This window comes from Pseudomonas sp. TE3895 (genome assembly GCF_056278855.1).
Window position 1 is genome coordinate 3,879,878 of the sequence record NZ_JBWBQE010000001.1, and the last position, 25,184, is coordinate 3,905,061.

The window sequence follows — 25,184 nt, forward strand, 5'->3', positions numbered from 1 at the left end:
GAAGGCAGTGGGCAACCTGCAATGAGCAACAATTTACGCTGAAAACTGATGCACACGGCTATGGCACGGCTGCCAGATGCACTTGAATCGAGCATTTTTATCGCTGACCTCTGAGGGTCTTACGAAAATGGTTAAGCCCTTGCGTAAAGGGCAAGACTCGACGGCATGACCGCCTTGTTAGATTGACCTGCGTGCATGTCACCCTGATTACAAGGCTCCACTGCCATACCTGGGACATGCAAAAGGGCAGCGCCTTTCCACAGCGCACTGTCGCAACCTTCTGGTCTTGAACATGAATAAGGTCTGGCATGCGGATTCACGTCACCTTCACCGATCGCGTAGGCATCACACAGGAAGTGCTGGCACTGCTGGTAGCACGAAAGCTCAATCTTGAAGCGGTAGAGATGATCCCGCCGAACGTCTATATCGATGCACCTGCGTTAAGCGATCTGCTGCTGCAAGACTTGCAAGCTGCACTACTGCAAATCAAAGGTGTACAAAGCGTCCGGTGGATAGATCTCTTGCCTGGCCAGCATCGCCGGCTGCAACTGGTGACATTGCTTGCAACGGTCAGTGATCCGGTAATGGCGGTTGATCCCAGCGGCCATGTCATGCTGGCCAACCCTCGCCTGATGGACATGCTTGGAAGAGACCCTACTGGCGAGCCGGTATCGCAGTTCCTGCAGCACGCCAATCCTGGGGAAGATCTGATAGCAGACGGTTTTCGCCTGCCGGTGTGCGAGGTCAGCGTTCAAGGCCAGAAGATGCTGCTTGATGCAATTCCGATTGCTGATGGCACTGATGCGGCAGCGAAACCCGCGGGTGGATTGATAACGCTCTACCCACACTGCAGCCAAGAAACAGCGGGGGAACTGCGACAATCGGCGATTGGGGGGCTGGACACGCTTATCGGCCAGTCGCCAGAGCTTGCTTTTCTCAAGGCCCGGCTACGCAAGGTAGCCAGCCTGAACGCGCCGCTGTTCATCCAGGGTGAAACGGGTACAGGCAAAGAACTGGTGGCCCGCGCATGCCACGCGCTGAGTCCGCGTAGCGCGGCGCCTTTTCTGGCACTCAATTGCGCCGCACTGACCGAGAGCCTGGCGGAAAGCGAGCTGTTTGGTTATGCCGCAGGGGCTTTCACCGGTGCCCAGCGCGGCGGCAAGCCGGGCCTGCTGGAACAGGCTGATCTCGGCACCGTGTTTCTGGATGAAATTGGCGAGATGTCACCGTACTTGCAAGCCAAGCTATTGCGCTTTCTAAGCGACGGAAGCTTTCGTCGGGTGGGCGGAGAGCGCGAATTACGGGTCAACGTGCGCGTACTTTGCGCTACCCATCGCGACCTCGAGCAGAAGGTAAGCGAGGGAACGTTTCGGGAAGACCTGTATTACCGCCTCAATGTGCTCAATGTGCAGGTACCGCCTCTGCGTGAGCGTGGCCACGACATTCTGTTGCTGGCCAAGCACTTTCTCAAGCAGGCCTGTAAACAAATCAGGCGGACTGAGTGCAGGCTGGCACCCTCGACGTATCCTAAATTATTGCAGAACAATTGGTCCGGTAATGTGCGCCAGTTGCAAAGTGTCATCTTCCGAGCAGCGGCGATCTGTGAAGCGAACCTGATCGGCTGCGCCGATCTCGAACTTGCTGGAACGCCCCACGCCGAAATCAACGCGCAAGCTGGTGAAGTCCGTAGCCTGGATGATGCCGTACAGGACTTTGAAAAGGCCCTGTTGACGCGCCTCTATCCGCAATATCCCTCCACGCGCCAACTGGCCGCCCGCTTGAACACGTCCCACACGGCAATCGGCCTACGACTGCGAAAGTACGGTATCGCGAAGGTCTAGGCCGCTTTGGAGCTGTTTCGTTACGGTGTAAGTGTTTCCTTACAGGCAGTCGGTGATTGAAATTTCGCGCAAACCCTACCGGTGTTTGACGCAGCGCTACACAACCCCTCTATAGCGATTCAGTCCCTTGGAGCGATTACGCTCCGCTGCGCCATGAGACGCCGCAGAAAACTATCTTAACCTAATGATATATATAGTCTTTTAGGTATTGGCATCGCAGTTGCTAAGTCTGCGCACAGGGATCATGGCGATTACGATCGTCTTGGATCCGACCACTTCGCAGTCATGGCAACGTCACCCGAACGAGAAGGAATACACCATGTTTCACAAAAGCCTGACCCTGTCCGACTTCGATCCAGTGCTGTTCGAGAGCATGCGCCGCGAGGCCCAGCGCCAAGAGGATCACATTGAGCTCATTGCGTCGGAAAACTACACCAGCCCACAGGTCATGCAGGCCCAAGGTAGTGAGCTGACCAACAAGTATGCCGAAGGCTATCCCGGCAAGCGCTATTACGGTGGGTGTGAACATGTGGACGTGGTGGAGCAACTGGCCATTTACCGCGCCAAGACGCTCTTTGGCGCAGATTACGCGAACGTACAGCCACATTCGGGCTCGCAGGCCAACGCCGCCGTTTATCTGGCACTGTTGGAGGCGGGTGACACACTGCTGGGCATGAGCCTGGCGCACGGTGGGCACCTCACTCATGGTGCGAAAGTCAGCTCCTCGGGCAAGTTGTATAACGCAGTTCAGTATGGCATCGACGAAAACGGCCTGATCGATTACGACGAGGTCGAGCGACTGGCCCTTGAGCACAAGCCGAAAATGCTGGTGGCGGGCTTTTCTGCGTACTCCAGGACCCTCGATTTTCCACGTTTGCGCGCTATCGCCGACAAGGCAGGTGCCTGGTTGTTCGTCGACATGGCGCACGTCGCTGGCCTGGTTGCCGCCGGCGTTTACCCGAACCCGCTGCCTTACGCCGATGTGGTAACCACCACCACCCACAAGACGCTACGGGGCCCGCGAGGGGGGCTTATCCTGGCTCGCAGTAACCCAGAACTGGAGAAGAAGCTGAACGCCGCCGTATTCCCAGGCGGGCAGGGCGGCCCGTTGATGCATGTGATCGCTGCCAAGGCCGTGTGCTTCAAAGAAGCGCTGGAGCCGTCATTCGTGCAGTATCAGAAGCAGGTGATACGCAATGCCCAGGCCATGGCGCAGGTGTTCATGAACCGCGGTTACGACGTTGTCTCCGGCGGCACGGATAACCACCTGTTTCTGGTCAGCTTGATCCGCCAGGGCATTACCGGCAAGGACGCAGACGCTGCGCTCGGCAGGGCGCACATTACCGTCAACAAGAATGCGGTCCCTAACGATCCTCAGTCGCCATTTGTAACATCGGGCCTGCGCATCGGCACGCCTGCGGTCACCACCCGTGGCCTTCAAGAAGAAAGTTGTCGCGAGCTTGCGGGCTGGATCTGCGACATTCTCGACCACCTCGGTGATGCCGATGTCGAAGCGCATGTGGCTACCCAGGTGGCCCAGCTGTGCGCACGTTTCCCGGTGTATTCGGCCTGAGTGCTGGCTAGCCCCCGGCGCTCGCCCAGCCGGTCGAGGTCGGGGATCAAGGCGGGTATGCATGCCCGCCTTCCCTTGTGGCAGGTGACAGCATGAATCGAGTACAGACTGGCAAGATGGAAATGGGGGTCAAGCTTCGCGGCGCGGATAAAGTCGCGCGGATCCCGGTCAAGATCATCCCCACCGAGGAGGTACCACGCAAGCCGGACTGGATCCGCGTGCCAGTGGCAGCCTCACCCACAGTGGCGCGAATCAAGCGCCTGCTGCGCCAGCACAGGCTGCATAGTGTTTGCGAGGAGGCGGCCTGCCCGAACCTTGGCGAGTGTTTTTCGGGGGGGACCGCAACATTCATGATCATGGGCGACATCTGCACCCGCCGCTGTCCTTTCTGTGACGTCGGCCATGGTCGGCCGAAGCCGCTGGACAGTGAGGAGCCGAAGAACCTGGCCGTCGCCATCGCCGACTTGCAGTTGAAATACGTAGTGATCACCTCGGTAGATCGCGATGACCTGCGTGACGGCGGAGCAGGGCACTTCGCTGCCTGCCAGTTGAAATACGTAGTGATCACCTCGGTAGATCGCGATGACCTGCGTGACGGCGGAGCAGGGCACTTCGCTGCCTGCCTACGCGAAATCCGTGCACTGTCCCCGGGAATAAAGCTCGAGACGCTGGTCCCTGACTACCGCGGCCGCATGGAGGTCGCCTTGGCGGTCACAGCCACGGCGCCTCCCGATGTGTTCAACCATAACCTTGAAACGGTGCCGCGTCTTTACAAAGCCGCACGGCCTGGCTCCGACTTCGAGTGGTCGCTGGATCTGCTGCAGCAATTCAAGCAGGGTGTGCCGAACGTTCCCACCAAGTCAGGTTTGATGCTCGGCTTGGGCGAGACTGACGACGAAGTGATCGAAGTGATGCAGCGCATGCGCGAGCATGACATCGATATGCTGACGCTAGGCCAATACCTGCAACCCTCGCGCAGCCATCTGCCGGTGCAGCGTTTCGTGCACCCGGATACCTTTGCCTGGTTCGCCGAGGAGGGCACAAGGATGGGTTTCAAGAACGTCGCCTCTGGCCCGCTGGTGCGTTCTTCTTACCATGCGGAGCAGCAACTGTCGGCCCACTGAGCAATCCGTGCGTTGCTGCCCACAACCGGGGCAGCCTGCGCGAACGCTTGATCCTCTATTGCCTCTGAGGGTCGAATTGTTTGTCCTTGATGAACAGTGCCGGAATGACGCCACAAATGAAGTAGGCAGCCCCCATCACCAGGAAGCCCACACCTATCGAACCTTGCGACGCCAGGAAACCAATTGCAGCGGGCGCGATCGCAGCGCCCAGGCGGCCCACATTATAGGCACCGCCCACTGCAGACCCACGCACCTTCGCCTCGAAGCTTTCAGTCATGTACGTAGCATTCACGCCATAGGGGATGCCATACAAGAAGCCAAAGACCACCAGCATCCAGAGGATATTGTCCTGACTCTGAAACAATACGATCACTGGCAGAAACACTGCGGTACCCAGTGCGCCGAAGGTAAACACCGTTCTGCGCCCTATACGATCGGCCGCCATGCCGGCGAGCACCTTGCCCAGGATCATGGCTGTGTATGTACCCACCATGTAACCGGCCATTGATTTGAGATTCAGGCCCAGCTCGCTTTCCAGGTAAGACGGCATCCAGTTATTCACGCCGTAATAGCCGAACTGCAGAAAACCGGCGGTAAGCGTCCAACAGATGAACATGCGGCAAGCCTGCGGGTCAGCGAAGATCTGTTTATACATGCTGCCTGGCTTTTGCACCGGCCCGCTCTGATGCCCTGCAATTCTTTGCCGCGCGCGCTCGGCCTGTGCTTTGATCCAGGCTTGCGGCTCGGGTACAAAGTACTGCATCAGCACCGCCAGCCCTACCGGAACGATCGCGATATAGAACAGCATCCGCCAGCCATGGCTGGGTAGAATCCAGCCAGCCAGCAATGTCGCGACAATGTAGCCCACTGACCATCCGGCCTGCAGTGTACCCAATACGGTGGTGCGGTAACGGGTGGGGACGTATTCGGACATCAACGTGTTGCAAGCAACGTACAGAGCGCCGATCCCCAGCGAGGCCAGGAACCGGACGACCGCGAATTGCCAGTAACTCTGGGTCAAGCCCAAGGCAGCGGTACCGACGGAGAACAACAGGATGCTCCAAACCACCGTTTTGACCCGGCCGAAACGGTCACAAGCCCAGCCGCCGTAAATTCCGCCGATTGCCATTCCGGCCAGGGTAAAGCTTCCCAGGCTGCCGGCTTCCACGTTTGTAAGGCCAAACTCGGCCTTCAGGCTGTTTAGGCTGTACGACAGCAGCATCAAGTCAGCGCCGTCGATCAATAATCCCAGAAAACAAAAAATGAAAACCAGGATCCAGGTACCAGACTTGGCACGCGCAACAGCGCCTGCCTGAGAAACAGCGTCCATAGCGTCAACCTTATTGTATTTATGGTGGGTTCAGCGCTGAAGCTAAACAGGCGCGACGTCAGCCTTGAGCGTCACGGATCATGTTCCGAGCAATCACGATCTGCTGGATCTGAGTGGTGCCTTCATAGATACGGAACAGCCTGACATCCCGGTAGAAACGTTCGATCGCGTACTCACTGACATAGCCGGCACCGCCATGTATCTGTACGCAGCGGTCTGCAACGCGGCCGCACATTTCTGTCGAGAACATTTTGGCGCAGGAGGCTTCGGTACTGACGTTCTGGCCATTGTCGCGTTTACGAGCCGCATCGACCACCATGCAGCGGCTGGCATAGATTTCTGCCTTGCTGTCGGCAAGCATCGCCTGGATCAACTGAAATTCGGCGATAGGTTTACCGAACTGTTTACGCTCCAACGCATAGCGCAAGGCATCATCGAGCATCCTTTCAGCCGCACCGATGCTCAACGCAGCGATATGCAGACGTCCTTTGTCGAGCACTTTCATGGCGGTCTTGAAGCCCACGCCCTCGACTCCCCCGATCAGTTGGCTCGCGGGTACTCGTGCGTTTTCGAAGATCACGTCGCAGGTGTGGGCGCCTTTATGACCCATTTTGTGATCAGGCTTACCCAAGGAAACACCCGGCGTACCGCGCTCGACGATGAATGCGCTGATCCCACCTGCACCTTTGATATCGGAGCTGGTCCGCGCCATCACGGTGTAGATTCCGGCGTGAGGGGCATTGGGTGATGAACCGCTTGGTGCCGTTGAGCACATAGCTGTCGCCATCACGGACAGCGGTGGTCTTGAGTGATGCGGCATCCGAACCCGCGTCGGGCTCGGTCAGGCAGAAGGAGCTGAGCAGTTCACCACTGGCCAGTGGGGGCAGGTAACGCTGTTTCTGTTCTGCAGTACCGTCAAGCAGGATGCCGATCGAGCCGATCCCGTTGTTGGTACCAATGTAGGAGCGAAAGGCTGGGGATGTGCGCCCCAGCTCGAAGGCGATGTTGACCTCTTCTTCCATCGTGACACCCAATCCGCCAAATTCTTCCGGCAGTGTCAGGCCGAACAACCCCATGGCTTGCATCTGCTCGACGATGTCCTGTGGAATCGTGTCGGTATCAGCAACCTCATTTTCACGGGGGATGAGGACTTCGTTGACGAACTGACGAAGCGAATCCAAGAGGATGTCCAGGGTTTCGTTATCACGGATCATGTGCGCTCCTAACGCTCGCAGGCGAGCGGGTCTTTATCAGGGCGCCGTTACTCCGTTGTGTCAGCGAGCAGCGGCACCAATGTTGTTAACCATGTTGATCAGGCGAGGCCCGATATCGTCCATCAGTCGTTCACGGGGCAGCTGAAAGCTCGGCCCACCGCAGTTGAAGGTCAGCAACCCGTACTGCGGGTGTAGCAACGGCACCGCTACCGAGTTGACGTCGCGATGCCATTCACCGATCGAGAGGCAGAAGCCATAGTCGGTGTAATCTCTGAATGCCCGGTCCAGGCCTTTGCGAATCGACGGCCACTGGTCCGACTCGCGCTGGCGTATGTGATCGAGCAGAAACTCCCGTTCGGTTTCCGGCATTGCCGCCAGGCAGGCACGGCCTACCGAACTCTGTGCCAGTGGCAAGTAGCTGCCGATCTGGCGGCGCATCGTCGTGTTGCCTTGGCCCTGTACCACGTCCAGATAGACCATCTGCAGGCGATCGCGGGAAGCCATGGCGACTGCTGCCTGGGCATGGTTGGCCAATGCCTCCATCAATGGATGAGCCACCGCACGAATCGACAGGTTGGACAGCATGGCGTAGCCAAAGCCCAGTACACCGACATCCAGTTGATACTTGCCTGAATGCACTTCTCGCTTGAGGCAGCCCAGTCGCATCAGCGTATTGGTGAGCCGCGTCACAGTCGGTTTGGGCAGGCCGGTCATGCGCGCCAGGTCCTGATTGCCCAGCACGTTGTCGCGCGGTGTGAAACAGCGCATCAACTCCAGACCACGCGCCAGTGCCGTCACGAACTGACCGCTGCTGTCGTCTTCGCCCATGGAGATTGCGGGGTCGACGATGCCCATCCTGAGTAACCCGATTTCGTCTGCTCCCGTTGTGCTTTCTATGGTCGGCTGACCTGCCTTGTTGCGAGCCATGGTAGAACCTCATTTCAGAAGAATGCAAGAAAATAAAACCCGGTTTCGCCTGACGAAATTATAGAGTGTGCGCCTTCAAATACCAAGTGCTTCCTAGCTGACTGGTAACTGTCTGTAAGTAAAGGCTTTTATAACTTTAAGCGCATTTCTTGTTTACAGCCTTTTGCGCTCGTCCCTATGATTGATAGCGAATACGGTATCCAGTTCCGCCTAGCGAAACTAAAACAAGAGGTCGCTATGAACTCCCCACCAGAAGCTGTTGTACGCCTGAACATTCAGGAAAATGCCGTTGCAGTCGTCCGTATCGATCGGCCCGAAGTCAAGAACGCGCTCAATGGTGCGGTGCGTGAGCAGTTGGCAGAGATTTTTCGGGCATTGGCCGCCGATAACCGCGTTCGCTCCATTGTCCTGACTGGCGATGAGCAGTGCTTTGTGGCTGGCGCCGATATCCGCGAGTTCGCCCAGGCCAGCCCCGTGCAGATGTACCTTCGCCACACCGAATACCTTTGGGACGCCATCGCTCGCTGCCCCAAGCCAGTCATTGCGGCCGTCAACGGGTTTGCCCTGGGTGGTGGCTGTGAACTGGCGATGCACTGCGACATCATCGTCGCGGGTCAATCAGCACGCTTCGGTCAACCAGAGGTCAAGCTAGGGCTGATGCCGGGCGCTGGTGGTACTCAACGTTTGATCCGTGCTGTCGGAAAATTCCAGGCAATGCGCATCGCGCTGACCGGTTGCCTGGTGCCAGCGCCCGAGGCGCTCGCCATGGGCATGGTCAGCGAAGTCGTGAGCGACGATCGCACGCTGCCCCGTGCACTTGAACTCGCCGCGCAAATCGCCGAGCTGCCGCCCTTGGCTGTCGCCCAGATCAAGGAGGTGATGCTGCTAGGTGCGGATTTACCCCTAGACAGTGCTTTGGCCTTGGAGCGCAAGGCATTTCAATTACTGTTCGACTCCAGGGATCAGAAAGAGGGCGCCTGCGCCTTTCTTGAAAAACGCAAAGCCAGCTTTTCGGGAGAGTGACGCATGACACACGAGATCAGGCGAATGGCAGTGGTGGGGGCGGGGATCATGGGCACTGGCATCGCCCAGATTGCCGCCCAGGCCGGCATCGAGGTTGTACTGTTCGACAACCGCGAAGGCGCGGCCCAGGCTGCTCGCGACACCTTGAGCCAAACGATGGACAGGCTGGTAACGAAAGGCAAGCTGACTACCAACGATGCCCAGGCGACGCTTGAGCGTTTGAGGGTAGCAACAGCCTTGCCCGAGCTCAGTGACGTCGACCTGGTAATCGAAGCGATCATTGAGCGACTCGATGCCAAGCAAGCGTTGCTGGCACAGCTGGAGGCCGTTGTAAGGGATGACTGCATTCTGGCAACCAATACGTCATCGCTGTCGGTGACCAGCATCGCACGGGAATGCAGGCATCCCGAGCGGGTCGCGGGCTTCCACTTCTTCAACCCGGTGCCGCTGATGAAAGTGGTCGAGGTCATCGATGGTTTGGCCAGTGATCCGAGCGTCGGGGACCGTCTGCAGGCACTGGCCGCGCGCATGGGCCATCGGGGCATCCGCGCCAAAGACACCCCAGGCTTCATCATCAACCATGCGGGGCGTGCATACAGCACCGAAGCCTTGCAAATTCTCAAGGAAGGCGTTGCGCCGCCGGCCGAAATCGACCGAATTCTGCGTGAAGGTCTCGGCTTTCGCATGGGGCCACTGGAGTTGTTCGATCTGACGGCGCTTGACGTGTCCCACCCAGTGATCGAGTCGATCTATAACCAGTTCTACCAAGAGCCCCGTTACCGTCCCGCCGCGCTGACCCGGCAAATGCTCGACGCCGGTTATGTCGGGCGCAAGGTCGGTCGTGGATTCTACCGTTATGCAAACGGCCAGATGATCGATGCGCCCCAGGCGCAAGCTGTCCCCGCAATAGAGGCAATGCCTGTGGTGTGGCTGGGGACCGAGAACGAAACTGACCGCAGCAGGCTCAGCGCACTCCTCAGGCAACTGGGCGCACAGATAGAGGAGGGCGCCGAGCCCTCAGACGCGGCACTGTGCCTGCTTGCGCCCTACGGTATTGATGCCAGTTGCGCTGCACAGCGCTTCGGCGTCGATCCGGCGCGAACGGTGTGCATCGATCCGCTGCTCGATCAGGCGCGGTATCGCACGCTGATGCTGACGCCTGCTACTCGTGTGGATATGCGCAATGCGGCACATGCGCTGCTGGCGCGTGATGGCGTAGGTGTCAGTGTGATCAATGACAGCGTCGGCTTCGTCGCCCAGCGGGTGCTGGCAATGATCGTCAACCTGGCGGGCGATATCGTTCAGCAGGGCATCGCCAGCGTTGAAGACCTGGATGAAGGCGTGCGACGCGGGCTGGGTTACCCGCAGGGGCCGTTGGCCTGGGGTGACAGCATTGGCGCCCAACGCTTGCTCACCATCCTTGAGCGCATGACGCAATTGACCGGCGACCCGCGCTATCGCGCCGGCCCCTGGTTGCGCCGTCGTGCAACCCTGGGGCTGTCCTTGTGCCATCCAGAACCCACACTGATCTGACTTTCTACGTTTAGGATACTGCCATGCTCGATGCTTATATCTTTGCGGGGTTGCGTACGCCCTTCGGCCGCCACGGTGGTGCACTGGCTGCGGTGCGACCAGACGATCTCGCTGCCCATGTGATCCGGGAATTGCTGGCACGGCACGCCATCCCTGGTGACGCCATCGAGGACGTGATCCTCGGCAACACCAACCAGGCGGGTGAGGACAGCCGCAATATCGCGCGCCACGCAGCGCTGCTTGCCGGATTACCGGTAACGGTTCCGGGCCAGACGGTCAATCGGTTGTGCGCCAGTGGTTTGGCAGCGGTCATCGATGCCGCCCGTGCGGTCACCTGTCTGGAAGGTGAACTGTTCGTGGCCGGCGGGGTGGAAAGCATGTCGCGTGCGCCTTTCGTCATGGCAAAAGCAGAGGCGGCTTATAGCCGAGACTTTTCGGTGTATGACAGTACGATCGGCGCGCGCTTTCCGAATCCGAAGATCGTTTCGGAGTTTGGCAATGACAGCATGCCGCAGACTGGCGACAACGTAGCTCAGGAGTACGGTATTGGGCGGGAGCACGCTGACCTCTTCGCGGCCCGCTCGCAGGCCAACTACGAAGCCGCGCGCGCTAGCAGTTTCTTCGACGACGAGTTATTGAGTGTCAGCGTGCCGACTGGCCGCAAGACGCCCCCAAACCTTGTGGATCATGATGAACACCCGCGGCCACAATCTGACATTGCGGCCTTGAGTCGCCTGCGGCCTTTGCACGAAGGGGGTGTAGTCACCGCTGGCAATGCCTCAGGTGTCAACGATGGTGCCGCCGCTCTACTGATCGGCACGTCGGCTGCAGGAGAACGTCACGGTTTGGTGCCCATGGCACGCATTCTTTCTAGCGCGGCTGCGGGCGTGGCGCCGCGCATCATGGGTGTTGGTCCGGTTGAGGCAATCAACAAAGCCTTGGCGCGTGCCGGCCTGACACTGGCGGACATGGATATCATCGAAATCAATGAAGCATTTGCCAGCCAGGTGCTGGGTTGCCTGAAAGGTTTGGGGCTCGCCTTCGATGATCCGCGGGTCAACCCCAACGGTGGCGCGATTGCGGTGGGGCATCCCTTGGGCGCTTCCGGTGCGCGCCTGGCGCTGAGCACGGCGCGGGCACTGCAGCACAGTGGTAAGCGGTACGCCGTGGTGAGCCTGTGTATCGGGGTCGGCCAAGGGCTGGCAATGGTTATCGAACGCGTGTAAAGCCGCTTCTGCAAAGGTGAAATGACATGGGTGCTTTGACTGGATACCGCGTGCTCGACTTGAGCCGTGTACTTGCCGGGCCGTGGTGCGGGCAAACGCTGGCCGACCTTGGGGCAGAAGTGATCAAGGTGGAACGACCGGGGGCAGGTGACGATACCCGTGGTTGGGGGCCACCCTGGATGAAAGGTCAGCATGACCAACTGACCTCGGAGGCCTCTTATTATCAATCGACCAACCGCGGGAAGTTATCGGTTGCGCTGAACCTGGCCAGCCCCGAAGGGCAGGCATTGGTACGCGCCCTGGCGACCGACTGCGATGTGCTGATCGAGAATTACAAAGCCGGTTCTCTGGCCAAATATGGCCTGGACTACGCCTCGCTGTCGCAATTGAACCCCCGGTTGGTCTACTGCTCCGTCACAGGCTTCGGCCAGACGGGGCCACGTGCCGCAGAACCTGGCTACGACTTTATCGTACAGGGCATCGGTGGCTTGATGAGCATCACCGGGGAGCGCGATGACCTGCCCGGCGGTGGGCCGCAAAAGGTCGGAGTTGCCTTTTCCGACCTGATGACCGGGCTGTATTCGACGGTGGCCATTCAGGCTGCACTGCTCAGCAGGGAAAAGACCGGCGTGGGGCAGCACATCGACATGGCGCTGCTGGACGTACAGGTAGCGACCTTATGTAACCAGAGTCAGAACTACCTTGCCTCGGGGAAACCTCCTGGGCGCTATGGCAACGCTCACGCCAACATCGTGCCCTACCAGGTGTTCCGTGCAAGTGATCAGGACTTCATCATTGCCTGCGGCAACGACTCGCAGTTCGTAGCGCTGTGTGAGGCAATTGGGCTGCCGCACCTACCTGAAGACCCGCGTTTCACACGCAACGCTGACCGTGTGGCGAATCGGGAAGTGATCATCGGGATCCTCTCGCGGCATTTCCTCGAGGGGCGTGCAGAGGATTGGATCAGCCGTGTGCACCCCCGCGGTGTGCCGATCGGCGCGATCAACAGTATCGCCCAAGCCCTGGACGAGCCTCAGGTCAAGGCGCGCAACATGCTGGTCACTATCCCTCATCCACTGAAGCCAGATTTCGTGACGGTTGGCAGCCCGATCAAGTTGTCGGGCACGCCGGTGGAATACCTGCGTCCTGCGCCGATGCTCGGTGAGCATACGGACGAAGTTCTCAAGCGTCAGCTAGGGCTGGATGACGAGCGCCTTGCGCAACTGAAAGCGCTAGGTGTGATCGAGCAACTGGGTGAGCGCTGATCTCACTACCCCCTCACGCTGCTGTCGTGAGGGATTCACTGTTTTGCTGTGGAGCTATGCATGAAAGTCCTTGTAGCCATCAAACGAGTGGTCGACTACAACGTCAAGGTTCGCGTCAAGGCGGACAACTCCGGCGTCGACCTTGCTAACGTCAAGATGTCCATGAACCCCTTCTGCGAAATCGCCGTGGAAGAAGCCGTACGCCTGAAGGAAAAAGGCGTTGCGACCGAGATCGTCGTCGTTTCCGTCGGCCCGACCACTGCCCAGGAGCAACTGCGTACCGCCCTGGCCCTGGGTGCCGACCGTGCCATCCTGGTCGAAGCCGCTGACGAACTGAACTCCCTGGCCGTGGCCAAGGCGCTGAAGGCCGTTGTCGACAAAGAGCAGCCGCAGCTGGTCATCCTCGGCAAGCAGGCCATCGACAGTGACAACAACCAGACCGGCCAGATGCTCGCCGCGCTCACCGGCTATGCCCAGGGCACCTTCGCCTCCAAGGTTGAAGTGGCTGGCGACAAGCTGAACGTCACCCGTGAAATCGATGGCGGCCTGCAGACCGTATCGCTGAACCTGCCAGCGATCGTCACCACCGACCTGCGCCTGAACGAGCCGCGCTACGCGTCGCTGCCGAACATCATGAAGGCCAAGAAGAAGCCGCTGGAGACCGTCAAGCCTGACGATCTGGGCGTTTCCCTCGCCTCCACCAACAAGACCCTGAAAGTCGAAGCGCCGGCTGCACGCAGCGCAGGCATCAAGGTTAAATCGGTGGCCGAACTGGTCGAGAAGCTGAAGAACGAAGCGAAGGTAATCTAAATGACTATCCTGGTTGTCGCTGAATACGAGGCCGGCGCCGTAGCCCCGGCCACCCTGAACACTGTCGCCGCAGCCGCCAAGATCGGTGGTGATGTGCACGTGCTGGTCGCAGGCCAGAACGTCGGTGGCGTTGCTGAAGCCGCTGCCAAAATCGCTGGCGTTGCCAAGGTGCTGGTGGCTGATAACGCCGCCTACGCCCACGTCCTGCCGGAAAACGTCGCGCCGCTGATCGTCGAGCTGGCCAAGGGTTACAGCCATGTGCTGGCCCCGGCTACCACCAACGGCAAGAACATCCTGCCACGTGTTGCCGCGCTGCTGGACGTGGACCAGATCTCCGAGATCATCTCGGTCGAATCCGCCGACACGTTCAAGCGCCCGATCTATGCCGGTAACGCCATTGCCACCGTGCAATCGAGCGCTGCGGTCAAGGTCATCACCGTGCGTACCACCGGCTTCGACGCCGTGGCGGCCGAAGGTGGCGCGGCTGCTGTTGAAGCCGTTGGCGCTGCGCACAACGCCGGTATCTCCACCTTCGTCGGTGAAGAGCTGGCCAAGTCCGACCGCCCAGAGCTGACCGCTGCCAAGATCGTCGTTTCCGGCGGCCGCGGCATGGGCAACGGTGACAACTTCAAGCACCTGTACAGCCTGGCCGACAAGCTCGGCGCCGCCGTGGGTGCCTCGCGCGCCGCGGTCGATGCGGGCTTTGTGCCCAACGACATGCAGGTCGGCCAGACCGGCAAGATCGTTGCGCCACAGCTGTACATCGCCGTCGGTATCTCCGGCGCCATCCAGCACCTGGCCGGCATGAAAGACTCCAAAGTGATCGTTGCGATCAACAAGGACGAGGAAGCGCCGATCTTCCAGGTGGCTGACTACGGCCTGGTCGCTGACCTGTTCGAAGCCGTGCCTGCGCTACAACAGGCCCTCTAGGCCCAAAAGAACACCAGGCGTCAGTGGCAGTGACGCCGGGTGAGCGTTAGTCGTAGGAGCCCTTGCCCGGCATTTTGATGCCGTGCATATTCACCTTGCGATACAGTGTCGCGCGAGAAATCCCGAGTTCCTGTGCGGCCAGCAGCGGCTTCCAGCGGTTGCGCACCAACGTGTCGATCAGGGCCTGGCGTTCAGGGCTGCCAGAGGCGGTCTGTGCACCTTTGGCGGGGGCCGCGACACTCAGCGAGGTGGGAAGATCCTCAACACAGATGACGTGGCTTTTGCACACGGCGCAGGCGTATCGCAGCACGTGGTGCAACTGCCGCATGTTGCCTGGCCAGCTGTAATTCAGCAGCAACTCAAGTGCCGCTTCGCTCAGTTCCAGGCGCTCTCCAGAACGTTCGCATTCTTCATCCAGCAACTTGGTGATCAGCGCCAGCTTGTCTTTGCGCTCGCGCAGCGGCGGTATATCAAAACGCGCGCCACTCAAGCGGAAGAACAGGTCTTCACGAAAGGCGCCCGTTTCCACCAGCGTAGCGATATCGCGATGGCTGGCGCAGATGATTTCAATATCAATCGCCTGCGGCCGTGCGCCGCCCAGTGGCGCGACTTCGCCCTCGCTCAAGACCCTAAGCAGCCGAGTCTGCAAGGTGAGCGGCATATCTCCGATTTCATCCAGAAACAACGTACCGCCATCAGCCTGCACCAACAGCCCGCGCATACCTTTGCTTGAGGCTCCGGTGAACGCCCCCGCCGCATATCCAAACAGTTCGCTTTCGATCAGGTTCTCAGGGATGGCAGCGCAGTTGATGGCGACGAAGGCCTTGTCGCGACGTTTACTGGCTCTATGCAACTGCATGGCAAAGTGTTCTTTGCCGGCTCCGGTTTCGCCATGAAGCAAGACCGGAAGCCCCCGGTCCTTGACTCGCACTGCCAGTTCGAGTGCTTGCGCCACCTTGGGGTCGAGTGCCGACGACAGATCGCTTGCCACCGACACCGCAACCGGGCGGCGGGGGGCCTTGAGCCGCACATGTAGCCCCATCGAAGGCAGGAAATGGATGTTGTCATCACTTGCGGCGGGCAGTTGCACGGACGCAAAGGCCTCGTCGATATGTGCAGGAACCTTCCCACAACGCTGAATCAGCAGGCGTCGTGCGGCAGGGTTGAGTGCTGCGATCCGGCCATCGCGATCCCACGCGAACAGGCACAATGGCTGGCTGTCAACGTAACCGGGCAGCGGGTGCGCACGCAGTACCCACAAGTCTTGGGTGCTGTACATGAAGTAGGCATTTTCCAGGTCGCTGGCGCTCTGGATAACCATTTGCCGAATCAGATGTTGGCTGCGCCGATCATCGGGCGCCCGCACAGACGAGACATCCAGCACTGCCAGTAGCTCACCGTTGGGTGAAAAGATCGGGGCTGCGGAACAGGTGTTGCCGATGAATGCTGCTCTGAAATGATCTTGTTTGTGCACCGTGACAGGAAGTTTATCGATCAACACGGCGCATACCGCCGTGGTGCCCTCTTCATCTTCAGACCAACAGGTGCCGACATCCATGCCAGCGCGGCGGTACTCACTGCGCAGGTTCGACTCGATTCGGTAGTCAACCGTACAACCCAGCGTGTCGGTCAGCATCACGCAATAGTCGGCGTCCCGCACTCGGCTGTGAAGCCGCGAGATTTCATTCGCGGCAAGCTGCAAAAAATCTTCAACCCGTTCGCGATGCTCATTCAGTTGATGGGCTTCAAGCACCCTGGGGCCGTGCAGTCCACCCGGGTCGAGCTTGTAGTGCTGCGCCGAGCGGCGCCAGGAATCAAGGATGACATTGGGCACCGGCAGCGTCGGTGCGTGTTCGGCAGTGCGCAATACGCGATTCACATGCTCGACGTGAACCTTTGACAAGCCAGAGGACATGGAACCTCCGTAGATTGGATCTTATTTTTTTGAGAAGTCCATTAAAGGCCGGACGGCAGTGCCCTTCAAGCTGAATCGGCTGACCGGGTGATATGAGACATAACATCTCAGTGTTCGCAGGGGGAGTCGGGGCCCGAGAGACGTTATGTGTTGAATCGAACGCGTCCGTGACACGCCATGTTCGAACCTTGAGCTGTCTGGCACGGGCTTTTGGGGCCGTTTTATCAATCTTGGCATTGGGCTTGCTCTTACTGTTTCAGCGAGCCGCATGAGACGGCTCTGTCTCAACAACAATAATGAACATGAGAGGCGTCAAATGAGCCAATTCAAAGCTGTCGAGTTTTCCCTGGCTGGCAAGGTCGCATTGGTGACGGGTGCTGGACGTGGGATTGGTCAAGGTATCGCAATGAGCCTTGCCCACGCCGGCGCTGACCTGGTGCTGGCCGATTACGATATCGGTATTGCCGAAGAAGCCGCAGCCAATGTTCGTGCTTTGGGTCGTCGTGCAGTTGCCCTCCAGGTGGATGTCAGCCAGCCCGAAAGCGTGGCCGGCATGATCGAACAGGTCAGGTCGGCATTTGGCCGCCTTGATGTGGCCGTCAACAATGCTGGCGTGGTCAGCCTTGGCCGAGTCGAGGAGTTGGCCGTCGGCGAATGGGACCGCGTCATGAATATCAACGCCCGTGGCGTCTTCCTGTGCTGTCAGGCCGAACTCAAGCTGATGCGCGAGCACAATTTCGGCCGCATCATCAATCTGGCCTCGATCGCCGGCAAAGTGGGTTTTCCAGATCTTTCCCATTACAGCGCCTCGAAGTTCGCCGTGATCGGCTTCAGCAATGCATTCGCCAAGGAAGTCGCGCGCGAGGGCATTACGGTCAATGCGCTTTGCCCTGGTGTGGTGGGCACCGGGATGTGGCGCGGTGATGAAGGGCTGTCGGCCCGCTGGGCCCAACCTGGCGAAACCGAAATCCAGTCCTGGGAGCGCCATCAGTCCAGCTTGCTGCCTCAAGGGGAAGCACAAACCGTGGAGGACATGGGCCAGCTATCGGTTTATCTGGCATGCGCGCCTCACGTCACCGGCCAGGCCATTGCCGTGGACGGCGGCTTCTCGCTCTAGCCGATCCTGCGGCCCGCCTTGGGTCGCCAATCACACAGTAAGGATGAACTTTCTTGAGCGATGGCTCAGGGAGGCGGGGACTTATTGCCTGCAGGTTCGGGCCTTCGTGCCGTGATCTCTGCAGGCGCTCTGATCGAAACAGGAGAACATAATGACAAGTACAGTTCTGGCTAAACGTTCCGTTGGCACCGACGTTATTCACTACGACGCGATCGTGATTGGCGCAGGTTTCGGCGGTATCTACATGCTCAAGAAACTGCGCGATGAATTGGGTTTGAAAGTGCGCGCGTTCGACAAGGCTGGCGGTATCGGTGGCACTTGGTTCTGGAATCGCTATCCCGGTGCGCTGTCCGACAGTGAGTCGTTCGTTTATTGCTTTTCCTGGGATCGCGAGCTGTGCCAGGAGTGGGACTTCAGCTCTCGCTATTTGACCCAACCGCAAATTTTGTCCTATCTCAATCATGTAGTGGATCGCCACGATCTGCGCCGCGATATCCAGCTGGAAACAGGTATCACCCAGGCGGTGTTCGATGAGGACAGCAATCGATGGTTGGTCACTGCTGACGACGGCCATCATTACAGTGCCAAATACCTGGTCACCGCGCTGGGCCTGCTGTCGGCCACTAATGTTCCGAAGATCAAAGGCCTGGACCAGTTCAAGGGACACATGTACCACACCGCCAACTGGCCAGAGGATGCTGCACTGGAGGGCAAGCGTGTGGGCGTGATTGGCACCGGCTCTACCGGGTGCCAAGTGATCACAGCGATCGCCCCGACGGTTGGCCAACTGACGGTGTTCCAGCGCTCCGCGCAATACACTGTACCGGTCGGAAATGGGCCGGTCAGCCGGGAATACGTTGAAGATATCAAGCGTAATTACGACGAGATCTGGAAGGAAGTTCGCAGTTCTCGGCTCGCATTCGGGTTCGCAGAAAGCGATATCCCTACCATGAGTGTCGATGCTGCTGAGCGCAAAGCGATCTTCCAGCGCGCTTGGGACTTTGGCGGTGGTTTCCGCTACATGTTCCAGACGTTCAACGACATCGCCGTGAATGAAGAAGCCAATATCGCCGCACAGGATTTTGTTCGCGAGAAGATCGCCGAAATCGTCAAAGATCCGGAAACGGCGCGCAAACTAATGCCCCGCGACCTCTACGCCAAGCGTCCGCTCTGCGACAGTGGTTATTACGCCACCTTCAACCGACCTAACGTCTCGCTGGTAGACGTCAAGGCCAACCCCATCGAAGAGATTACGGCCAAGGGCATTCGCACTGCGGATGGTGTCGAGCACGAACTGGATGTCTTGGTCTTCGCCACAGGCTTCGATGCCGTGGATGGCAACTACAAGCGCATCGATATCCGCGGGCGTGGCGATGTCTCCATGAAGGATCATTGGGCTGATGGGCCCTCGAGCTACCTCTCTGTAGCGACCGCCAATTTTCCTAACATGTTCATGATTCTGGGGCCTAACGGTCCTTTCACGAACTTGCCGCCCACCATCGAGACCGAAGTCGAGTGGGTATCGGATCTGATCGGCTTCATGGAAGAGAACGAGTTGGCCTGTGTCGAGCCCACTGCGCAAAGCGAACAAGAATGGGGGGCGACCTGCCAAGCGATTGCCGATCAGACGTTGTTCGCCAAGACCGACTCCTGGATCTTCGGCGCCAACATTCCAGGCAAAAGCAACAAGGTCTACTTCTACATGGGCGGGTTGGGGGCCTTCGGTGAGCAACTGGCCGCCGTGAAGAACGACGACTACCGCGGATTCAAATTCAAGGCTGTCAGCGTAGCGGACACGCCAGTGCAAAAAGCACTGCGCTGATCGAGCCCCCTGCATTTGATTACATCGGTTGTACTGGCTTGTCGCGACCGCGCAGGCCAGTGCAGAGCGGACGCCATGGCGCCGTATAAGGAGTTTCTGCAGTGAATTTGAATAATCCCCAACTGTTGCGTCAACTTGCCTATATCGATGGGGAGTGGCTGGCTGCTGATAATCAGGCCACTATCGACGTGCTCAACCCGTCGACCGGTGCACTCATCGGTCAGGTCCCGCGTATGGGCAAGGCCGAGACACGGCGCGCCATCGAATCCGCCGAACGTGCGCTCCCCGCCTGGCGTGAGCGCTCCGCCAAGGATCGCGCCAACGCGTTACGGCGATGGTACGACCTGATCATCGCGAACCAGCAAGATCTCGCCCAGATCATGACCCTGGAGCAGGGCAAACCGCTGGGTGAAGCGCTAGGCGAAATTACCTTCGGCGCGTCGTACATCGAGTGGTACGCGGAGGAAGCCAAGCGGGTTTACGGCGATGTGATTCCAGGGGCCGCCGATAAGCGACTGTTGGTTCTCAAGCAACCGGTCGGTGTATGCGCCGCCATCACACCGTGGAATTTCCCTAGCGCGATGATCACCCGCAAAGCCGGGCCGGCGCTGGCAGCTGGCTGCACCATGGTCATCAAACCCGCTTCGCAGACACCGTTCTCGGCCCTGGCCTTGGTGTATCTGGCCGAGCAGGCCGGGATACCTCCGGGTGTGCTGTCCGTGGTGCCGGGGGCAGCCGCTGAGATCGCCGAGGAACTCACCAGCAACCCGATAGTGCGCAAGATTTCGTTCACAGGTTCGACCGCGATCGGCCGGGAAATCATGGAAAAGTGTGCCCAGGACATCAAGAAAGTCTCCTTGGAATTAGGGGGTAATGCACCCTTCATCGTGTTCGATGATGCTGATCTCGACGCGGCGGTAGAGGGCGCGCTGGCATCGAAATTCCGTAACGCTGGGCAGACCTGCGTCTGTGCCAACCGCCTGTACGTGCACGACAAGGTGTATGACGCTTTCGTCGACAAGCTGGCTGCAGCGGTCGGAGCGTTGAAGGTCGGCGATGGTTTTGCCGACGGAGTGACCCTTGGGCCGTTGATCGATGGCAAGGCGGTCGCCAAGGTTCATGAGCACATCGAAGATGCCCTGGCCAAAGGCGCCAAGGTCGTCAAAGGTGGAGGCGTGCATGCGAAGGGGGGAAACTTCTTCGAACCGACCATTCTGGTGGATGTGCCTTCCAGTGCACGGGTGGCAAAGGAGGAGACTTTCGGCCCGCTGGCGCCGGTGTTCCGCTTCCATGATGACGCCGAGGTCATTGCCAGGGCCAACGATACTGAGTTTGGCCTCGCGGCTTACTTCTACACCGCCAACCTTGGCCGCGTATTCAGGCTTGGCGAAGCCTTGGAGTACGGCATCGTTGGCGTGAACACCGGCATCATCAGTTCCGAGGCCGCGCCATTCGGTGGCGTCAAGGCATCAGGCGTGGGGCGGGAGGGCTCCAAGTACGGGCTTGAGGACTATCTCGAGATCAAATACCTGTGCCTCGCAGGCATCTGACCCGTTTTCCATTCAATCAACGCATTGATTCAGGCCGCAGGTATAGAGATCTGCGGCCCAGGCAAGGCTGTGTCGTCACTATAAAAACAAGGACAATCGACATGAATTTCTCTAGGCAGCTGCCGTTGGGGCTCGGTCTCCTTTCGTGCATCGCATTACCTGCTTATGCCTCTGACCCTGCCTCTCAGTGGGGTACGGGTGATTGGGGAGGGTTACGTACCGAACTTCGCGAGCAGGGGGTGGACGTCATCGTCGGCTACGTGGGCGAAGCAGCCAGTAACGTACAGGGCGGTTACAACCACGACCGTACCGCGCGCTATACCGCCCAGTGGGCCCTCGGTACGCATATGGACCTGCAGAAACTGCTGGGCTGGGACGATGCCGAGTTTCAACTGCTGGTAACGGAACGTAATGGCAACAACCTGTCCAACGAACGCATCGCCGATCCACGTGCCCCGCAGCTCAGCTCGGTGCAGGAGGTTTGGGGCAGGGGGCAAACCTGGCGCCTCACGCAGATGTGGTATCGGCAGAAGTTCTTCGACCGTGCCTGGGACTTGAAAATCGGTCGGCTGGGCGTGAACGAAGACTTCGCCAGCTTTCCGTGCGATTTCCAAAGTCTCTCATTCTGCAGTGCGCCGATCGGCAACGTTGCGGGAGACGTCTGGTACAGCGGTCCGGTCAGCCAATGGGGCGCGCGCGTTCGTTACAACATCAGTGACCGATGGGCGTTGCAGATCGGCGTCTACGAGCAAAACCCTTCCAACTTGAGCACAGGTAATGGGTTCAAGCTCAGTGGTAGCGGCACTGAGGGAGCACTGATCCCGGTAGAGGTGATCTGGATGCCGAAACTGGGCCGCGAAGGCCTACCCGGGGAGTACCGCCTGGGCTACTACCACAGCAGCGCCAAGGCAGACGACCTGGATGAGGATATCAACGGCGCACCACGAGCGCTGACTGGCCTGCCGCCAAAAACCCGCAACAGCAAGCATGGCGCTTGGCTCATAGGCCAGCAGCAACTCACCAGCCATGCAGGTGATGCAACCCGCGGCTTGAGCGTGTTTGCCAGTTTGACCGTCCACGATAAGGCCACCAGTGGCATTGAAAGCTTTCAGAACATTGGGGTGATTTACAAAGGCCCTTTCAATGCCCGTCCCAAGGATGATATCGGCCTAGGTATCGCTCGCCTGAAAGTCAACGATGACGTTACCCGCTCCCAGCGCCTGATCAACGACAGTAGCGGTATCGACGATTACGACAACCCGCGCTACGTGCCCGTGCAACACAGCGAATACAACATAGAGCTCAACTACGGGGTGCATGTGACTGACTGGCTCACCGTGCGCCCGAACCTCCAGTACGTACGTAATCCGGGCGGTGTCTATGAAGTTGATAACGCTTGGGTAGCTGGCGTGAAAGTCCAGGCGAGTTTCTAGCGTGTATGGCGCTTTTCAATACTCTATCGTCGAATCGACGTCATGAGTACTTGCAGTACGCATTCCCACCCACACTTGAGAAGGACAATAAAAATGAGTAAATCCCAAGGGAAAGTCGCTTTTGTCACTGGCGCTGGCCAAGGTATCGGTGAAGCGATCGCTTTGCGCTTGGCCTCGGATGGTTTTTCGGTGGCCTGTGCCGATATGAACATCGAAACCGCCAACCAGGTCGCTGACAAAATCAATGCGAAAGGGGGCAGGGCACTCGCACTCAAAGTCGATGTAGCTGATCGCGATGACGTCTTCAAAGCCGTTCAAGAGGCAGTCGACGGCCTGGGCGACCTGCATGTGGTGATCAACAATGCGGGGATTGCACCCATTGCACCTATCGAATCCATCACGCCCGAGGTGTACAGAAAGACCTTCGACATCAATGTAGGCGGTGTTCTGTGGGGCATTCAGGCCGCCGTGAAAGCCTTCAAAGCCCTGGGGCACGGAGGGAAAATCATCAGTGCGTCCTCCCAGGCCGGGCATATCGGCAACCCCGATCTCGCAGTTTATGGCGGTACCAAATTCGCGGTACGCGGCATCACCCAGACGGCAGCCAGGGAGTTGGCCCCTCTGGGGATTACGGTCAACGCCTACTGCCCTGGGATCGTTGATACGCCAATGATGCGCAAAGTCGCCCAGGACGTCGCTGAAAATGCCAACCAGAGCATCGAGTGGGGAATGGAGCAGTTTGCTCAGCACATCACGCTCAAGAGGCTTTCTCGGCCGGAGGACGTGGCGGGCTGCGTATCGTTCTTGTCCGGGCCGGACTCTGACTACATGACTGGCCAGGCTGTCATCATCGACGGCGGAATGGTCTTCAACTGAACCGTGCTTACCGCTCATCCAGGTGAGCGGTGCCTTTAACAGCCTAGTTGAGAGGGTGTCGCATGAGTGTGATCAAGGGCATTGCATCGCCAACAAAATTTCTGATGCAAGCTGATGCGTTAGGCGATCTGGCGCAACATGGTAGGGCTTATGGAGCCCGTGCGTATCTGATTTGCGATCAGTTCATCATGACCAGGGTCGAGCAAAACGCGTTGCCAGGCTTCATTGACGAGCAGTCTGCAGCTTATGGCGTATTCGGTGGGCAGTGTTCTGATCGCGAGATAGACAGCCATGTCGAGGCGGCGGGTGATGCCGACTACATCGTTGGGATTGGCGGCGGCAAGACACTGGATACAGCCAAGGCCGTTGCACACTATCTGAAGCGTGCTGTGCTCATCGTACCGACATTGGCCTCGACCGACGCGCCGTGTACCGCCATTTCAGTCATTTATAACGATGACGGTTCATTCAATCGTTATTTGTTCCTCGCCAAGAACCCCGACCTTGTGCTGGCGGACACACGCATTCTTGCAGAGCAACCACCGCGGTTTTTCGCCGCCGGTGTCGGTGATGGCCTGGCTACTTATTTCGAGGCCAGGGCCTGCTTTGCCGCGCAACGCGATAACTTGGTGCTGGGTAACGATGGGAAGATGCTCAAGCCTACGCTGATGGGTTTCGCAATCGCCCGGACCTGCTATGAGACCATCAGGAAGTACGCGGCGCAGGCCATGTACGCGGTCAACAGCAAGACCATCACGGCGGCACTGGAAAACACCATTGAAGCAACCATCTACATGTCCGCCGTTGGGGCCGAGTCTGGCGGGTGCGCAGCAGCGCATGCCATTCACAACGGTATGACGTTGGTCCATGACCTTCATGGCGCGCAGCATGGTGAGAAAGTGGTGTTTGGCTTGTTCACCCAACTGGTGTTGGAGGCAGCCCCGATGGCGGAGATCGAAGAGGTTGTCGATATCGCTATATCCGTTGGGCTGCCCTTGACCCTCGAAGACCTGGGATTGAAAACATTCAGGGAGCATGAATGGAGACAAGTCGCGCAAGCTGCATGCGACGTGAACGACACCGTTCATAACATGCCTTTCGCTGTCACACCTGAGTTGGTGTACGACGCGATCATCGCCACTGACGCAATGCTGCGTGATTTCAAGACGAAGAAAGCTCAGGGCTGATCTGGTGAGCTGACTCAGCAGGCCAGGGGCTGCGAATCAAACGCAGTCCCTGGCCGCCTGCAAAAGCCCGTGGGCCAACAGGCTGCGTTGATAGACAAAAACCTTCCCGCCAGATGATGCCTTGTAGGCTTCGATCACATTGTCCGCGGCCACAGCACTGGGCATGACGATTTTGTAGTGACGGTCAGATTGCGAAAGGGTTGGCCTGAAGGCGTTTTCCTCGAGCTTTGGCACCAGGCAAGCGGTGTACGCCTCAGGGGATTTTTGTGTGTCCAGCGTGAGCGAAGGTTCGTTTGGTGTCGATGAACATCCGGCAACGGCTGAAAGGGCGAAGGCCGTGCCAACAATGATAAAGGCTCGCATGTTCCTGATTTCCTGGTTTTGCCCTGCGGTCAGTGCAATTGAAATCAGCCATTATCCATCTGCCCAGACAAGACGGAACACATGAAGGATGATGATGACTATTACCTGAGGTGATAGTCTGCTCT

19 protein-coding genes and 1 pseudogene are annotated in these 25,184 nt (G+C 58.7%); 15 read left to right on the forward strand and 5 right to left on the reverse strand.

Features of this window, described 5'->3' with window-relative positions; all coding sequences use genetic code 11:
- Nucleotides 1-308 precede the first annotated feature (308 nt).
- The 3 genes from ACZ889_RS17410 to ACZ889_RS17420 all read left to right on the forward strand — a co-directional run bounded on the left by ACZ889_RS17410 (nt 309) and on the right by ACZ889_RS17420 (nt 4,538).
- Nucleotides 309-1,841 carry a sigma-54-dependent transcriptional regulator gene (locus ACZ889_RS17410; protein ID WP_180688075.1) on the forward strand — a complete coding sequence of 511 codons (1,533 nt, stop codon included), beginning with the start codon at nt 309-311 and terminating at the stop codon, nt 1,839-1,841.
- Between the two features lie 319 nt (nt 1,842-2,160).
- A complete protein-coding gene (gene glyA / locus ACZ889_RS17415) occupies nt 2,161-3,414 on the forward strand; it encodes a serine hydroxymethyltransferase (protein WP_061203288.1) in 1,254 nt (417 codons plus the stop codon).
- Between the two features lie 92 nt (nt 3,415-3,506).
- Complete coding sequence (locus ACZ889_RS17420) at nt 3,507-4,538, forward strand: lipoyl synthase (RefSeq protein ID WP_476257619.1); 1,032 nt, start codon at nt 3,507-3,509, stop codon at nt 4,536-4,538.
- 55 nt (nt 4,539-4,593) lie between these two features.
- Here the strand turns inward: ACZ889_RS17420 and ACZ889_RS17425 are convergent, their stop codons facing one another.
- The 3 genes and pseudogenes from ACZ889_RS17425 to ACZ889_RS17435 all read right to left on the reverse strand — a co-directional run bounded on the left by ACZ889_RS17425 (nt 4,594) and on the right by ACZ889_RS17435 (nt 8,009).
- Nucleotides 4,594-5,868 carry an MFS transporter gene (locus ACZ889_RS17425; protein WP_014861950.1) on the reverse strand — a complete coding sequence of 425 codons (1,275 nt, stop codon included), beginning with the start codon at nt 5,866-5,868 and terminating at the stop codon, nt 4,594-4,596.
- A gap of 58 nt (nt 5,869-5,926) precedes the next feature.
- Nucleotides 5,927-7,082 (reverse strand): annotated as a pseudogene (locus ACZ889_RS17430) (acyl-CoA dehydrogenase family protein).
- 60 nt (nt 7,083-7,142) lie between these two features.
- On the reverse strand, nt 7,143-8,009 hold the full coding sequence (locus ACZ889_RS17435; protein WP_476257620.1) for an IclR family transcriptional regulator: 867 nt from the start codon (nt 8,007-8,009) through the stop codon (nt 7,143-7,145).
- 237 nt (nt 8,010-8,246) lie between these two features.
- Here ACZ889_RS17435 and ACZ889_RS17440 point away from each other — a divergent pair, with 237 nt between their 5' ends.
- The 6 genes from ACZ889_RS17440 to ACZ889_RS17465 are packed head-to-tail and all read left to right on the forward strand — an operon-like array spanning nt 8,247 to nt 14,796.
- Nucleotides 8,247-9,032, forward strand: coding sequence for an enoyl-CoA hydratase (locus tag ACZ889_RS17440; protein ID WP_180688073.1), 786 nt, complete (start codon nt 8,247-8,249; stop codon nt 9,030-9,032).
- A 3-nt stretch (nt 9,033-9,035) separates the two neighbouring features.
- Nucleotides 9,036-10,565: a 3-hydroxyacyl-CoA dehydrogenase gene (locus ACZ889_RS17445; protein WP_180688072.1), complete on the forward strand. Its 1,530-nt coding sequence runs from the start codon at nt 9,036-9,038 to the stop codon at nt 10,563-10,565.
- Between the two features lie 23 nt (nt 10,566-10,588).
- Nucleotides 10,589-11,791 carry a 3-oxoadipyl-CoA thiolase gene (locus ACZ889_RS17450; protein WP_180688071.1) on the forward strand — a complete coding sequence of 401 codons (1,203 nt, stop codon included), beginning with the start codon at nt 10,589-10,591 and terminating at the stop codon, nt 11,789-11,791.
- Between the two features lie 26 nt (nt 11,792-11,817).
- A complete protein-coding gene (locus ACZ889_RS17455; protein ID WP_180688070.1) occupies nt 11,818-13,056 on the forward strand; it encodes a CaiB/BaiF CoA transferase family protein in 1,239 nt (412 codons plus the stop codon).
- 60 nt (nt 13,057-13,116) lie between these two features.
- Nucleotides 13,117-13,866: an electron transfer flavoprotein subunit beta/FixA family protein gene (locus ACZ889_RS17460; protein ID WP_180688069.1), complete on the forward strand. Its 750-nt coding sequence runs from the start codon at nt 13,117-13,119 to the stop codon at nt 13,864-13,866.
- The gene (locus ACZ889_RS17465; RefSeq protein WP_476257621.1) at nt 13,867-14,796 is read left to right on the forward strand and encodes an electron transfer flavoprotein subunit alpha/FixB family protein; all 930 of its coding nucleotides are present in this window, start codon (nt 13,867-13,869) and stop codon (nt 14,794-14,796) included.
- Nucleotides 14,797-14,842: 46 nt separating this feature from the next.
- On the opposite strand, the gene ACZ889_RS17470 is transcribed toward ACZ889_RS17465, so the two are convergent.
- Complete coding sequence (locus ACZ889_RS17470; RefSeq protein WP_061203294.1) at nt 14,843-16,711, reverse strand: sigma-54-dependent Fis family transcriptional regulator; 1,869 nt, start codon at nt 16,709-16,711, stop codon at nt 14,843-14,845.
- A gap of 316 nt (nt 16,712-17,027) precedes the next feature.
- Between ACZ889_RS17470 and ACZ889_RS17475 the strand changes: the two genes are divergently transcribed.
- The 6 genes from ACZ889_RS17475 to ACZ889_RS17500 all read left to right on the forward strand — a co-directional run bounded on the left by ACZ889_RS17475 (nt 17,028) and on the right by ACZ889_RS17500 (nt 24,696).
- Nucleotides 17,028-17,828, forward strand: coding sequence for an SDR family NAD(P)-dependent oxidoreductase (locus ACZ889_RS17475; protein WP_476257622.1), 801 nt, complete (start codon nt 17,028-17,030; stop codon nt 17,826-17,828).
- A gap of 151 nt (nt 17,829-17,979) precedes the next feature.
- The gene (locus ACZ889_RS17480) at nt 17,980-19,650 is read left to right on the forward strand and encodes a flavin-containing monooxygenase (RefSeq protein ID WP_121783468.1); all 1,671 of its coding nucleotides are present in this window, start codon (nt 17,980-17,982) and stop codon (nt 19,648-19,650) included.
- 101 nt (nt 19,651-19,751) lie between these two features.
- Nucleotides 19,752-21,200 (forward strand): NADP-dependent succinate-semialdehyde dehydrogenase, encoded by a 1,449-nt coding sequence (gene gabD / locus ACZ889_RS17485; protein ID WP_476257623.1) that lies wholly within the window; start codon nt 19,752-19,754, stop codon nt 21,198-21,200.
- A gap of 101 nt (nt 21,201-21,301) precedes the next feature.
- Nucleotides 21,302-22,633 carry a carbohydrate porin gene (locus ACZ889_RS17490; RefSeq protein ID WP_180688067.1) on the forward strand — a complete coding sequence of 444 codons (1,332 nt, stop codon included), beginning with the start codon at nt 21,302-21,304 and terminating at the stop codon, nt 22,631-22,633.
- A 93-nt stretch (nt 22,634-22,726) separates the two neighbouring features.
- On the forward strand, nt 22,727-23,509 hold the full coding sequence (locus ACZ889_RS17495) for a (S)-acetoin forming diacetyl reductase (RefSeq protein ID WP_047602776.1): 783 nt from the start codon (nt 22,727-22,729) through the stop codon (nt 23,507-23,509).
- A 62-nt stretch (nt 23,510-23,571) separates the two neighbouring features.
- Nucleotides 23,572-24,696, forward strand: coding sequence for a glycerol dehydrogenase (locus ACZ889_RS17500; RefSeq protein WP_476257624.1), 1,125 nt, complete (start codon nt 23,572-23,574; stop codon nt 24,694-24,696).
- A gap of 36 nt (nt 24,697-24,732) precedes the next feature.
- On the opposite strand, the gene ACZ889_RS17505 is transcribed toward ACZ889_RS17500, so the two are convergent.
- On the reverse strand, nt 24,733-25,059 hold the full coding sequence (locus ACZ889_RS17505; RefSeq protein ID WP_180688065.1) for a hypothetical protein: 327 nt from the start codon (nt 25,057-25,059) through the stop codon (nt 24,733-24,735).
- Nucleotides 25,060-25,184: the final 125 nt, after the last annotated feature.

What these genes read in the sequence shown, in the direction of transcription:
- ACZ889_RS17500 (WP_476257624.1), top strand. Translation starts at nt 23,572, where the DNA reads ATGAGTGTGATCAAGGGCATTGCATCGCCAACAAAATTTCTGATGCAA.
- ACZ889_RS17480 (WP_121783468.1), top strand. Translation starts at nt 17,980, where the DNA reads ATGACAAGTACAGTTCTGGCTAAACGTTCCGTTGGCACCGACGTTATT.
- ACZ889_RS17465 (WP_476257621.1), top strand. Translation starts at nt 13,867, where the DNA reads ATGACTATCCTGGTTGTCGCTGAATACGAGGCCGGCGCCGTAGCCCCG.
- ACZ889_RS17460 (WP_180688069.1), top strand. Translation starts at nt 13,117, where the DNA reads ATGAAAGTCCTTGTAGCCATCAAACGAGTGGTCGACTACAACGTCAAG.
- ACZ889_RS17445 (WP_180688072.1), top strand. Translation starts at nt 9,036, where the DNA reads ATGACACACGAGATCAGGCGAATGGCAGTGGTGGGGGCGGGGATCATG.
- glyA (WP_061203288.1), top strand. Translation starts at nt 2,161, where the DNA reads ATGTTTCACAAAAGCCTGACCCTGTCCGACTTCGATCCAGTGCTGTTC.
- ACZ889_RS17470 (WP_061203294.1), bottom strand. Translation starts at nt 16,711, where the DNA reads ATGTCCTCTGGCTTGTCAAAGGTTCACGTCGAGCATGTGAATCGCGTA.
- ACZ889_RS17425 (WP_014861950.1), bottom strand. Translation starts at nt 5,868, where the DNA reads ATGGACGCTGTTTCTCAGGCAGGCGCTGTTGCGCGTGCCAAGTCTGGT.
- ACZ889_RS17495 (WP_047602776.1), top strand. Translation starts at nt 22,727, where the DNA reads ATGAGTAAATCCCAAGGGAAAGTCGCTTTTGTCACTGGCGCTGGCCAA.
- ACZ889_RS17505 (WP_180688065.1), bottom strand. Translation starts at nt 25,059, where the DNA reads ATGCGAGCCTTTATCATTGTTGGCACGGCCTTCGCCCTTTCAGCCGTT.
- ACZ889_RS17475 (WP_476257622.1), top strand. Translation starts at nt 17,028, where the DNA reads ATGAGCCAATTCAAAGCTGTCGAGTTTTCCCTGGCTGGCAAGGTCGCA.
- ACZ889_RS17420 (WP_476257619.1), top strand. Translation starts at nt 3,507, where the DNA reads ATGAATCGAGTACAGACTGGCAAGATGGAAATGGGGGTCAAGCTTCGC.
- ACZ889_RS17440 (WP_180688073.1), top strand. Translation starts at nt 8,247, where the DNA reads ATGAACTCCCCACCAGAAGCTGTTGTACGCCTGAACATTCAGGAAAAT.
- ACZ889_RS17490 (WP_180688067.1), top strand. Translation starts at nt 21,302, where the DNA reads ATGAATTTCTCTAGGCAGCTGCCGTTGGGGCTCGGTCTCCTTTCGTGC.
- ACZ889_RS17410 (WP_180688075.1), top strand. Translation starts at nt 309, where the DNA reads ATGCGGATTCACGTCACCTTCACCGATCGCGTAGGCATCACACAGGAA.
- ACZ889_RS17435 (WP_476257620.1), bottom strand. Translation starts at nt 8,009, where the DNA reads ATGGCTCGCAACAAGGCAGGTCAGCCGACCATAGAAAGCACAACGGGA.
- ACZ889_RS17455 (WP_180688070.1), top strand. Translation starts at nt 11,818, where the DNA reads ATGGGTGCTTTGACTGGATACCGCGTGCTCGACTTGAGCCGTGTACTT.
- ACZ889_RS17450 (WP_180688071.1), top strand. Translation starts at nt 10,589, where the DNA reads ATGCTCGATGCTTATATCTTTGCGGGGTTGCGTACGCCCTTCGGCCGC.